We start from the raw sequence: 12,265 nt of genomic DNA, 5'->3' as shown, positions 1-12,265 counted from the left end.
CCCCGGGCCCCCCCCCGCGCGGGGCGCGCCCCGCGCCCCCGCGGGCCCGGCGGGGGGGGGCCCCCCCCGCCCCCCGGGGGGGGGGGGGGGGGGGCCGGGCCCCCCCCCCCGCCGCACGCGTGTGCGCGCCCTCGGCCGCCCGGCGATCCGGGGGGACCGGCAGGTTCGGGCTGCCTCCGACCTGCCGGGCCGTCTGCCGTCCGGTGCGGCGCGCCGTACCTAGCCTCGTGCACAGCGGCAGCCCCGCCCGTCGACCCGTCAGGAGGAAGCGCGATGCCCCCATCCGGCACCACGGTGACCACGGCCGGCCGAGCGCCCGGCCGGGCTGCCCCGCGGCCCTCCGCCGTCGTGGACGGCGGCGCCCCCGCTGTCCGGCCCCGCCCCGTTCTCGACCTGATCGGCGCCCACGCCGCGGCCTCGCCGCACCGCACCGCCGTGGTGGACGCCTCCCGGCCCGGCGTCCGGCTCACCTACCGTGAACTGGCCGACGCGGTCGCCCGCAAGGCGGAGCGGCTGCGCGCGCTGGGCGCGGGGCCCGGCCGCCTGGTGGCCGTGCGCCGCCCGCGCGGCATCGACGCGATCACCGCGATCCTCGCCACGCTGCGCACCGGTGCCGGATACCTGCCCCTCGACGTGAACGCCCCCGCGGCCCGCACCACCGCCGTCCTCGCCGACGTCTGCGCCTCGATCGCCGACGGGCCGGAGCAGCCGCCCGCGGCCCGCCCGGGCGAGACGGTCCTGCCCGGCCGCCCGGTCCCGCCGGACACCGCCTACGTGATGTACACCTCCGGGTCGACCGGTACGCCGAACGGCGTCGTCGTCGGGCGGGCGGCCCTGGACCACTTCGCCGCGGTCGCCGCGCCGGCCTACGGCATCGGTGCCGACGACCGCGTCCTGCAGTTCGCGCCGCTGCACTTCGACGCGAGCGTCGAGGAGATCTTCGTGACGCTCGGCGCCGGGGGCACCCTGGTGCTGCGCGGCGAGGAGATGCTCGACGCGGCGACGCTGTTCACCGGCTGCGCCGCGCACGGCGTCACCGTCCTGGATCTGCCCACGGCGTACTGGCGGCAGCTCACCGAGGTGCTGGCGGACGGCACGGCCGTGCTGCCGGACTGTGTGCGCACCGTGGTCATCGGCGGCGAGGCCGCCCTGCCGGAACACGTCGCCCGCTGGCGCCGCGCGGTGGGCGACCGGGTGCGGCTGCTGAACACGTACGGGCCGACCGAGGCCACCGTGGTGGCCACGTTCGCCGACCTGACGCACCACGAGGGCGGTCCGGTCCCGATCGGGCTGCCGCTGCCGGGGGTCCGGGCGGCCGTCGTCGAGGGCGAGCTGTGGCTGCAGGGCCCGACGCTCTCCGACGGCTACCTCGGCCGGGCCGCGCTCACCTCGGAGCGCTTCACCCTGCTGGACGGCTCCCCCGCCTACCGCACGGGCGACCTCGCCGCTCTCACGGCCGACGGGCGGCTGGTGCACCGCGGGCGCCGCGACGACGAGGTCAAGATCAGCGGGCATCGCATCGATCCGGCGGCGGTGGAGGCGGTGCTGTCCGAGCACCCGGTGGTGCGGGAGGCCGCGGTCGTCGCGTCGCTGCTGCCGGACGGGGACCGCGCTCTCGCGGCGTTCGTCGTCCCGTCGCCCCGTGCGGGGCACGTCCCCGTCGCCGCGGTCCCCGGCCCGCTCCCGGACGAACTGGCCGGGGAGCTGCGCGCCCATCTCGCCGACCGGCTGCCGCCGCAGGCCCTGCCCGGCGTGTTCCACGGTGTCTCGGCGCTGCCGCGCACCAGCACCGGCAAGACGGACCGGGCGCTGCTGCGCCAGGTGAGGCCGGCGCCCGCCGCCGCCACGCCGCCCGCGCCCGCCCCCCTGGACGAGGGCGTCCCCGCACCCGACGACGAGGAGCGCGTGCCGCTGTCGTACGCGCAGCGGCGGCTGTGGTTCCTGAACCGGCTGGAGGGGCCGTCGGCCACCTACAGCGTGCCCGTCGTGCTGGGCCTGGACGGCGTGCCCGATCCGGTGGTGCTCGCGGCGGCGCTGCGGGACGTGGTGGAGCGGCACGAGAGCCTGCGCACCGTGCTGCCGGCCGGCCCGGACGGCGAGCCCTGCCAGCAGGTCCGGGCGGCCGGGGAGCCCGTGGACTTCGCGGCCGTCGTCTGCGAGGGCGGCACGGCGGACCGCGACGCGCGGGTCGAGGAGTTCACCGCGGAGCCGTTCGACATCTCGCGTGAACTGCCGCTGCGGGTGCGGTTGTTCACCACTCCCGGCACAGCGGGGTCGGTGCTCGTGCTGCTGCTGCACCACGTGGCCACCGACGGCTGGTCCCTGCGCCCCCTGCTGCGCGACCTGGGCGAGGCCTACGCCGCCCGGGCGACAGGCCACGCGCCCGCCTGGGAGCCCCTGCCGGTGCAGTACGCCGACTACACCCTCTGGCAGCACGACATGCTCGGCGACCCCCACGACGGCAGCGGCGTCCTGGCGCGCCGACTGGACTTCTGGCGTACGGCGCTGGAGGGCCTGCCCGGGGTCACGGAGCTGCCCGCGGACCGGCCGCGGCCCGTGGAACCGACGTTCCGCGGCGCCACGCTGGGCGCCCGGCTGGACGCGCGCGTCCACGCCCGGCTGCTGGACGTGTGCGCGGTGCACGGGGCGAGCCTGTTCATGGCCGTGCACACGGCGCTCGCGGTGACGCTCGGCGCGGCGGGCGCGGGGCAGGACGTCGCCGTCGGCACACCGGTGGCCGGCCGCGGGGACGAGGCCCTCGACGACCTGGTGGGCTTCTTCGTCAACACCCTCGTCCTGCGCACCGACCTGTCCGGCAGCCCCCGCTTCGACGAACTCCTCACCCGCGTCCGCGACACCGACCTCGCCGCCTACGCCCACGACGACCTCCCCTTCGACCTCCTCGTCGAACACCTCAACCCCGAACGCTCCCTCGCCCACCACCCCTTCTTCCAGGTCATGCTCACCCTCCAGACGGCCGCCGGCGCCGGGGACACGGTGCGGATCGGCGAGACGGCGGGCGAGGTGCTCCCGGCCGGGACGGAGACGGCGAAGTTCGACCTCAGCGCGTCCTGCGTGGAGTTCCGGGACGCCGAGGGCGGTCCGGACGGCGTCGAGGTGTGGTTGCAGTACGCGGCCGACCTGTTCGACGAGTCGACGGCCCGGCTGCTGCTGGACGTGCTGGTCCGCACGCTGACCGCGCTGGCCGAGGACCCGGCGGCGCCCGCCGGCGCCCCCCTGACCGAGGAGGAGCACCGCGGCCTGCGGGAGCGGCGGGAGCGGCTCGTCGAGGCCGCCGCCCGGACGCGGGAGACGGCCGCCCCCGGACCGCTGACGACGGAGTCCCGCACGCCGCGCGAGGAGATCCTGTGCGGGCTGTTCGCGGACGTCCTCGGCCGGGACCGGGTCGGTCCGCACGACAACTTCTTCCGGATCGGCGGCCATTCCCTCCTCGGCATCCGCCTCACCCACCGCGTCAGCACCGCGCTCGGGGTGCCGCTCACGGTCCGGGACCTCTTCCTCGCCCCCACGCCGCACAGCCTCGACCGGCGCCTCGGCGAGCACACCGGCCGGCCCGCCGTCCCGCTCACCCCTCGCGATCCGGGACGGACCTCGCTCCCCCTCTCCCACGCCCAGCGGCGCCTGTGGTTCCTCGACCAGCTCCAGGGGCCCCACCCGGGCTACAACATGCCCGTGGTGCTGCGGCTGGACCGGCCCGTCGATCCCGGTGCGCTGGCCGCGGCCGTCCACGACGTCACCGAGCGCCACGAGATCCTGCGCACCACCTACGGCGACGCCGACGGCCGGCCGGTGCAGACCGTCCACGAACGGCCGACACCCGACCACGCCCACCGGCACACCACCACCGCCGAACTGCCCGCACTCATCCAGCGGACCACCCACCACACCTTCGACCTCACCCGCGAACCCCCCCTGCGCACCCGCCTCCACACCGACGAACACGGCCACCAGACCCTGATCCTGCTCCTACACCACATCGCCGCCGACGGCTGGTCCCTCGACCGCCTCCTCGACGACCTCAACACCGCCTACACCGCCCGCACCCAAGGACACCGACCCGACTGGCACCCCCTCCCCGTCCAGTACGCCGACTACACCCTCTGGCAACACCACACCCTCGGCGACCCCACCGACCCCGACAGCCACCTCACCCACGAAATCACCCACTGGAAAGAGGTGCTGGAGGGGGCGCCGGAAGTCCTGGAGCTGCCCGTCGGCCGGCCTCGGCCGGCGCAGCCCAGCGGCCGGGGGGCGGTGCTGCCGCTGACGCTGGACGCGGACGTCCACCGGGCGCTGGCCCGCATCGGCGCCCGCCACGACGCCACGCTGTTCATGACGCTGCACGCCCTGCTCGCGGCGACGCTGACCCGCCTCGGCGCGGGCACCGACCTGCCCATCGGCACGGTCACCGCCGGACGCACCGATCCCCGGCTCGACCCGCTGGTCGGCTTCTTCGTCAACACGCTCGTCCTGCGCACGGACGTCTCCGGAGCGCCCCGCTTCGGCGAGCTGGTGGAGCGCGTGCGCGCCACCGACCTGGCGGCCTACGCCCACGACACCCTCCCCTTCGACCTCCTCGTCGAACACCTCAACCCCCACCGCGGCGCCGGCCACCACCCCCTCACCCAGATCCTGCTCCAGCTCCACCCCGCGCCCGCCGGCACCGCCGGACCCCGGCCCCTGGACGGCACGCCGGTGCCGTTCGCCACGGACTTCACGAAGTTCGACCTGACGCTGTCGCTGCACGACCGGCGCGACGCCGAGGGCCGCCCGGCCGGCCTCGACGGCGTGCTCGAGTACGCCACCGACCTCTTCGACCCCGCCACCGCCCGCCTGGTCACGGAGGTGTTCGAGCACGTCGCGACGCAGGTGGCGGCCGATCCGGAGCGGCGGATCGACGAACTGGACCCGCTGACCCCGGCGCAGCGCCGGATGCTCGTGGACGAGTACAACGACACGGCGGTGGACGGGCTGCCCACCGGCTGCGCGCACGAGGTCTTCGAGGAGCAGGTGCGGCGCACCCCGGAGCGGACGGCTGTCGTGCACGAGGGCGTGGAGCTGTCGTACGCGGAGCTGAACCGGCGCGCGAACAGGCTCGCGCACCGGCTCCTGGCGGCCGGTGTCCGGGAGGGCGGCCGGGGGGCCGATCCGGCCGTGGGCGTGCTGATGGACCGTACGGATCTGCTGGTGGTCGCGACGCTCGCGGTGCTCAAGGCGGGGGCGGCCTACGTGCCGATCGACCCGAAGCTGCCGCCGGCCCGGATGCGGATGATCATGGAGGAGGCGGGGGCCCGGCTCCTGCTCACGGACTCGGGGCTCGCCGACGGGCGCGCGGTCCGCGACGAGGAGGCGGCCGGCGCCTCGGTGCTCGTCGCCGACCGTCCCGGGCCCGCCGAGCCCGAGGTGCCCGACACCGACCCCCGGGTGCCGGTGTCCCCCGAGTCGCTGATGTACGTCATGTTCACCTCGGGTTCCACCGGCCGGCCGAAGGGGGTCGGCGTGACCCACCGCAACGTGGTCCAGCTGGCTTTCGACCGGTGCTGGGACGTGGACAACCACCGGCGCATGCTCGTCCACTCGGCCTACGGCTTCGACGCCTCCACCTACGAGCTGTGGGTCCCGCTGCTGCACGGGACGTGCCTGGTGGTCGCACCGGGGGACGGCGCCGACGTGTCCGAACTCGCCCGCGCGATCGAGCGGTACGACGTCACCGCCGCCTACTTCACCATGGGCCTGTTCCACATCATGGCCGACGAGGGGCTGGACACCCTGGCGCGGCTGCGCGAGGTGTGGGCCGGCGGCGACGTGGCCTCCCCGGTCGCCCTGCAGCGGGTCCTGACGCACTGCCCGGACACCGTGGTCGTCCACTCGTACGGGCCGACGGAGGTCACGTTCGCCTCCCACCACCAGCGTTTCGGGGCGACCGGCGGCGAACGGGTGCTGCCCGGGGTGTTCCTGGGCCGGGCGATGGACAACACCCGCGTGTACGTGCTCGACGAGCGGCTGCGCCCGGTGCCGCCCGGCGCCACGGGCGAGATGTACCTGGCCGGTTCCCACGTGGCGCGCGGTTATCTGCTGCGGGCCGGGCTGACCTCGGAGCGGTTCGTCGCCGACCCGTTCGACCCGGACGGAGGCGGCGGGCGCATGTACCGCACCGGAGATCTGGTGTCCTGGACGGCGGACGGCGAACTGCGGTTCCTGGGGCGGGCCGACGGACAGGTGAAGCTGCGCGGGTTCCGCATCGAGCCCGCGGAGATCGAGGCGGCGTTCGCCGCGCACCCGACCGTCGGACAGGTCGCGGTCCTGGTCCGCGAGGACCGGCCCGGCGACAAGCGGCTCGTGGCCTATGTCGTGGCCCAGCAGGGTGCCGACCTCGACGAGGCCGGGCTGCGGGGCGCGGTGGTCGGCGCGCTGCCCGCGCACATGGTGCCGTCGGACGTGCTGGTCCTGGACCGGCTGCCGCTGACCGTCAACGGCAAGCTCGACCGGGCCGCGCTGCCCGCGCCGATCCGCATCGCGGCGTCGGACGGGCGGGCCCCGCGCAACGCCCGCGAGGAAGTGCTGTGCGGGCTGTTCGCGGAGGTCCTGGGCGTCGACCGGGTCGGCATCGACGACAACTTCTTCGACCTGGGCGGCCATTCGCTCCTCGGCGTGCGGTTGATGAGCCGGGCCCGAGCCGTCCTGGGCGTCGAGCTGGCCGTCCGCGACCTGTTCCGGGCCCCCACCGTGGCCGGGCTGCTCGACGACGGCACTGCCGACGACAGCCTGGGCGTGCTGCTCCCGCTGCGCGAGGCGCGGGCCGGCACCGGACTGCGGCCCCTGTTCTGTGTGCACCCCGGCTCGGGCATGGGCTGGCCGTACGCGGGCCTGGCCCGCCATCTGACCGGCGGGCGTCCCCTGTACGCGCTCCAGACGCGGGCGCTGGGCCGGCCGGACTACCGGGCCGGGAGCATCGAGGAGATGGCCGAGGACTACCTGGAGCAGGTCCGGCGGGTGCAGCCGGAGGGCCCCTACAGCTTCCTGGGCTGGTCGTTCGGCGGTTACGTCGCCCACGCGATGGCCGTGCGGCTCCAGGACGCCGGGGAGCGGGTCGAGGTGCTGGCGCTGATGGACGTGTACCCGATGCCCGCCGAGGACGTGGGCCGGCCCCTCACGGACCGGGAGATCCTCCAGATCCTGGTGGGGGTCGACGAGGACGCGCCGGACGAGGAGCTGCGCTTCGATCCCGCCGAGACCGCCCGGCTGCTGCAGGAGCGCGACCCGGTGCTGGCCGGCTTCGGCCACGCGGAGGTGACCCGCCTGGTCGGCACCTCCGTGCACCACGCCCATCTGATGCGTCATCACCGGCTGCGCCGGTTCCGGGGGGACCTGCTGTTCTTCACGGCGGACCGGCATCGCGGCACGACGCCTTTCACCGCGGAGCAGTGGACGCCCTACACCGAAGGCGCCGTAGAAAACCACCCCGTGGATTCCGTCCATCTACGCATGGCCGAACCGGAACCGCTGGAACACATCGGCCGAGTTCTCGACGAGAAGCTCTCCCGCACCGCATTCACCTTCGAGAAGAGGAATGGAACATGACGAATCCGTTCGACGACAACGACGGCACGTTCCTCGTCGTGGTCAACGACGAGAACCAGCACTCCCTGTGGCCCTCCTTCGCTCCCGTGCCGGCCGGATGGACCGTCGTGTTCGGGGAGAGCAGCAGGCAGGAGGCCTTGGACTACGTGGAGGAGAACTGGCGGGACATCCGCCCCAAGAGCCTTCTCGCCCAGTACTGACACCGTTTCACCGCCAGCGGCCGGCGGCACCCCGACGGGTGCCGCCGGCCGCTTTTCCCTTCCCTTCCCGGCATTCCTCGCAGGCGTTCTCCGCTGCCGCTCTTCTGCCGCTTCGACTTCCGTTCCGGAACGCGTCCGACTCCTATATTCAAAGGGCGACATGAGAAATCGTCCACGTCCTTCCGGAGAGAGCATTCCATGGTTCATTCCCAGCACGGACTCCATGTTCTGGTGTGCGGCGGCGTCTCCGACGCGCACACCTGGAACCTGGTCTGCCTCCAGCTCCTGCTCGAGGAGGCGGGGCACCGGGTGACGAACCTCGGTCCCTGCGTCACGGAGGAACTGCTCGCCCGGGAGTGCCTGGCGCACGGGCCGGACGCCGTCGTGATCGGCAGCGTCAACGGTCACGGCTACCAGGACGGTCTGCGGGCCGTGCGGCGCCTGCGCCGCGAGCCGTCGCTCGCGACGGTTCCGGTCGTCGTCGGCGGCCGGCTCGGGGTGGCCGGGGTCCGTGACGCCGACGCGGCCGACGCGCTGCGCACCGCCGGCTGCGCCGCCGTGTTCGACGACGGGGACCTGGAGGCGTTCCGCGGCTGGATCCGCCGGCTCGCGCAGCGGCGGACGCAGGACCGCGTCGCCGTCGCGCGCGTGACGGGAGGGACACGGTGACGAGCACGCTGCCGAGCACTCCGGCCGGCGCCTGCGCCCCGTCGGGAACCGCGACGGCCACCGCGCCCGTCCCGCCCGGAACCGCGCCGGACACGCCGTCCGTCCCGTCGGGAACCGGTCCGGCCACCGCGCCGGCCTCGCCCTTCGGCCGGTTCGTCGCCGAGGCGGCCGCGGCCGGCCGCCTGGTGGTGCAGCCGCGCATGGGCTTCAGCGACCCCGACCGCATGCGGCAGGGCCTGGAGCGCACGCGCTTCGCCGCCGCCACCACCGTGGGCACCCTCACCCTCGACAGCTACACCCGTCTGGGCGACCACGCGGCCGTACGGCGGGCCCTGGACCGGCGCGTCCCGCTGAACGGCTACCCGCTCGTGGACCTGCCCGTCGAGCGGACCCGGGAACTGCTCGACGGCGTGCGCGGACCGGACTTCCCCGTCCAGGTCCGGCACGGCTCCCCCCGGCCGGACGCGATCGTGCGCGCGATGACGCGGGCCGGCCTCGACGCCACCGAGGGCGGGCCGGTGTCGTACTGCCTGCCCTACGGCCGCACCTCGCTGCGCGACGCGGTGGACAACTGGGCGCGGGCCTGCGACCTGCTGACGCAGCGCGTACCGGCGCCGGGGCTGCCCCATCTGGAGACCTTCGGCGGCTGCCTGCTGGGCCAGCTGTGCCCGCCGGCGCTGCTGGTGGCGGTGAGCGTGCTGGAGGCCCTGTTCTTCACCCAGCACGGCATCCGCAGCGTGTCCCTCAGCTACGCGCAGCAGGGGCATCCGGGGCAGGACGAGGACGCCCTGCGGGCGCTGCGGCGGCTGGCCGCCGACTTCCTGCCCGCGGGAACCGACCGGCACCTGGTGCTCTACACGTACATGGGTGTCTTCCCCCGCACCCGGGGCGGTGCGCGCCGGCTGCTGGAGGACTCCGCGCGGCTGGCGGTCCGCTCCGGTACCGAGCGGCTGGTGGTCAAGACCACGGCCGAGGCGCACCGCATCCCGTCCGTCGAGGAGAACATCAGCGCGCTGGAGTCGGCCGGCACCGCCGCCGAGCTCGCCACCGCGCGGCGGCCCGGTGCCGGGGGCCCGCCGCGCGGGGCCGGCGCCGACTCGGCGGTCCACGCCCAGGCGCGCACGTTCGTGGAGGCGGTGCTGGAGCTCTCCCCCGACGTCGGCCGCGGCCTGCGCACGGCCTTCGCCCGCGGCCTGCTGGACATCCCGTACTGCCTGCACCCGGACAACGCGGGCCGCTCCCGCAGCTTCGTCGACGCCTCGGGCCGACTGCGCTGGTCGTCCGTGGGCGCGATGCCCATCACCGCCGACGGCCCGCCGGGCGGCCACGAGGCCATGACCTCGGACCGGCTGCTGGCAGCCCTGAACGGCGTGGCCCTCCGATACGACCGGGAGTCGACATGAACCACACGGCCGTCATGGACCCTTCGGCCCCGGCCGGGGCCGTCCGCCCTCCGGACCTGGAGGTGCACCTGACCTCACCGCGTCTGCGCTCGGCGATGCTGGTGCAGCAGGAGGCACTGGCCGCGGCCCGCGCCTACCTGCGCGGCCTGGACTTCGTCGAACTGCTGCCGCCGTTGCTGGGACCGGTCACGGACCCGGGCGGCCGCGGCGCCAAGGCGCTCGACGTGGACTACTACGGACAGCGCTACAAGCTGATGACCAGCGCGATCCTCTACAAGCAGGCGTCCTTGCGCGGCTTCCCCCGGCTGTTCTACGTGGCGCCCAACGTCCGCGTGGAGCCGCCGGAGACCGCGGGCACCGGACGGCACCTGGTGGAGTTCCACCAGATCGACGTCGAGATCGCGGGAGGCTCGCGCGAGGACGCCATGCGGACCGCGGCCGGACTGCTGACGCACGTCGTGGAGCAGGTCGTGGCGCGGGTGCCGCGGGAGCTGGCCGCGCTGGGCCGCGATCCGGCCTTCTTCGCCGGCCTGTCCTCCGCCCCCTTCGGTCGCGTGTCCCACGCGGAGGCGGTGGCCCGGCTGCACGACGACGGCCGTGCCCAGAACCCGGACGCGGAGATCGACTGGGCCGGCGAGGAAGCCCTGTCACGGGCGGCGGAGCGGCCCTTCTTCATCACCGACTACCCCAAGGGCTCGCGCGGGTTCTACGACCGGGAGGACCCGGAGCGCCCGGGCTCGCTGCGCAACTTCGACCTCATCGCGCACGGCGGCTTCGGCGAACTGGTCAGCGGCAGCGAGCGCGAGTCCGACTACGCCACGATCGTCACGCGGATGCGGGAGAGCGGCGAGAACCCGGCCAAGTACGCCTGGTACCTGCGGGCCGCCCGCGAGGGCGTCCCGGCCAGCGCCGGCTTCGGCATGGGCCTGCAGCGGCTGGTGCGGTTCCTCACCGGCCTGGACGCCCTGTGGCAGGTCACCGCCTACCCGAAGCTGCCGGGGGTGATCGCCCCGTGACCGCCGGACCCGACACCGACGCCCTGCGCGCCGCCGGATTCCCCGAAGGGGAGGTCCGCGCCCGCGCCCGCACCGGGACCGCCGCCGTCTTCCCCCACCCGGGGACGTACGGGCGGGACCTGTTCGGCGCCCACGCCCCCGAGCGCACCGCCGGCCCGGCCGGCGCCGACCCGCTGGACCACGCCCGTCTGGTGCCGCCGGTGTTCATGCCGCAGCGGCTGGAGAAACTGATCGAACTCGGCCGGGAGCCGGTCCACGACGACGTCGACCTGCGCACCGACATCGGCGGGTTCGCCTCCGCGCTGCCGCTGTTCCTGTCGGCCTTCGGCTCCACCCGGGCCGGCAGCGGGGACCTGGCCGTCGCGGCGAGCGCCCAGGCGGCACGGCTGGGCATCCCCATGGTGCTGGGCGAGAACATGGTCCCGGTCCACGGCTACGGCGCCGCGTCGGACGACGGGCACGCCGCCGGTGCGCTGACGGCCCGCATACGGGCCTACGCCGACGCGTCGGACGGTGCGTCCGGCGGGGTGGTCGTGCAGCAGAGCACGCAGGACGCCGACGCCGAGGTGTGGAACCTCCTCTACAGCGACCCCGCGGTGCTGCCGCTGGTGGAGTCCGGGCGTCTCGGCTTCGAGCTGAAGATCGGCCAGGGGGCCAAGCCCGGCCTCGGCGGGATGACCGTGGTGGACGGCGCGGAGGCCGGCCGGCTGTCGGACGCGTTCACCGTCCAGGACGTCTTCGCGGCGGACGGCCCGGCCCGGCTGCGCTGCGCGACCCCGGGCACCTTCACCGAGGAGATCGTGCGGCAGCAGGTCCGCTTCATGCGCAACAACTTCCCGCGGGCCCGCGTGTGGGTCAAGCTGCCGCCCGGACGGGACGTCGCCCTGGCCGCGCGCACCGCGTGGCAGGCCGGCGCGGACGCCGTCACCGTCGACGGCGCCGAGGGCGGCACCGGCTGGGCGCCCCGGGCCTTCCTGGACCAGGTGGGGCTCCCGCTCGCCGAGTGCCTGCGCCGCATCGGCACTCCCGAAGGATGTCTGCTCGTCACCGGACGCTTCCACGAGGGGGGCCGGACCGTACGGGCCCTCGCCTCCGGGGCACGGGCCGCCGGACTGGGCCGGGCCGCGCTGCTGGCCGTCGACGAGGACCGCGAGCACGGCCTGGTCCGGCTGGCGCGGAGCATCGCCCTGGAGTGCCGCCTGCTCATCAGCGCCCTCGGCAAGTACGCGCCGGCCGCGCTGACCGCCGACGACGTGTGGTGGCCGGACACGGCCGCCGCCCCGGCCGCCACCCCCGCCCCGGCCCCCGCGGCCCCCGCCCCGGCCGCCGCCCGACGCGCGGGAGGCGCCGCATGACCGCGCTCGCCGTCCACCCG

At 75.2% G+C, this 12,265-nt stretch carries 6 protein-coding genes; all 6 read left to right on the top strand.

The features are described 5' to 3' along the window. Positions 1–273: 273 nt before the first annotated feature. The 6 genes from ACH4F6_RS15335 to ACH4F6_RS15310 all read left to right on the top strand — a co-directional run bounded on the left by ACH4F6_RS15335 (position 274) and on the right by ACH4F6_RS15310 (position 12,245). Positions 274–7,602, top strand: a complete 7,329-nt coding sequence (locus tag ACH4F6_RS15335; RefSeq protein WP_397960625.1) for an amino acid adenylation domain-containing protein — start codon at positions 274–276, stop codon at positions 7,600–7,602. After that, positions 7,599–7,802, top strand: a complete 204-nt coding sequence (locus ACH4F6_RS15330) for an MbtH family protein (protein WP_397960624.1) — start codon at positions 7,599–7,601, stop codon at positions 7,800–7,802. The genes ACH4F6_RS15335 and ACH4F6_RS15330 overlap by 4 nt, the downstream gene beginning before the upstream one ends. A gap of 198 nt (positions 7,803–8,000) precedes the next feature. Continuing rightward, positions 8,001–8,471: a cobalamin B12-binding domain-containing protein gene (locus tag ACH4F6_RS15325; protein ID WP_397960623.1), complete on the top strand. Its 471-nt coding sequence runs from the start codon at positions 8,001–8,003 to the stop codon at positions 8,469–8,471. Further along, positions 8,468–9,874: a methylaspartate mutase gene (locus ACH4F6_RS15320; RefSeq protein WP_397960622.1), complete on the top strand. Its 1,407-nt coding sequence runs from the start codon at positions 8,468–8,470 to the stop codon at positions 9,872–9,874. The genes ACH4F6_RS15325 and ACH4F6_RS15320 overlap by 4 nt, the downstream gene beginning before the upstream one ends. Further along, positions 9,871–10,890 carry an asparagine synthetase A gene (locus ACH4F6_RS15315; RefSeq protein WP_397960621.1) on the top strand — a complete coding sequence of 340 codons (1,020 nt, stop codon included), beginning with the start codon at positions 9,871–9,873 and terminating at the stop codon, positions 10,888–10,890. The genes ACH4F6_RS15320 and ACH4F6_RS15315 overlap by 4 nt, the downstream gene beginning before the upstream one ends. Next, positions 10,887–12,245, top strand: coding sequence for a glutamate synthase-related protein (locus ACH4F6_RS15310; protein ID WP_397960619.1), 1,359 nt, complete (start codon positions 10,887–10,889; stop codon positions 12,243–12,245). Before ACH4F6_RS15315 ends, ACH4F6_RS15310 begins: the two co-directional genes overlap by 4 nt. Positions 12,246–12,265: the final 20 nt, after the last annotated feature.

The organism is Streptomyces sp. NPDC017936 (assembly GCF_044328485.1).
Lineage (GTDB): Bacteria > Actinomycetota > Actinomycetes > Streptomycetales > Streptomycetaceae > Streptomyces.
The sequence above is the reverse complement of the archived record's forward strand: the minus strand, read 5'-3'. Positions and strand labels throughout refer to the sequence as shown.

Excerpts from the sequence above, each read along its gene's own strand:
- ACH4F6_RS15325 (WP_397960623.1), top strand. The coding sequence starts at position 8,001 with ATGGTTCATTCCCAGCACGGACTCCATGTTCTGGTGTGCGGCGGCGTC.
- ACH4F6_RS15315 (WP_397960621.1), top strand. The coding sequence starts at position 9,871 with ATGAACCACACGGCCGTCATGGACCCTTCGGCCCCGGCCGGGGCCGTC.
- ACH4F6_RS15330 (WP_397960624.1), top strand. The coding sequence starts at position 7,599 with ATGACGAATCCGTTCGACGACAACGACGGCACGTTCCTCGTCGTGGTC.
- ACH4F6_RS15335 (WP_397960625.1), top strand. The coding sequence starts at position 274 with ATGCCCCCATCCGGCACCACGGTGACCACGGCCGGCCGAGCGCCCGGC.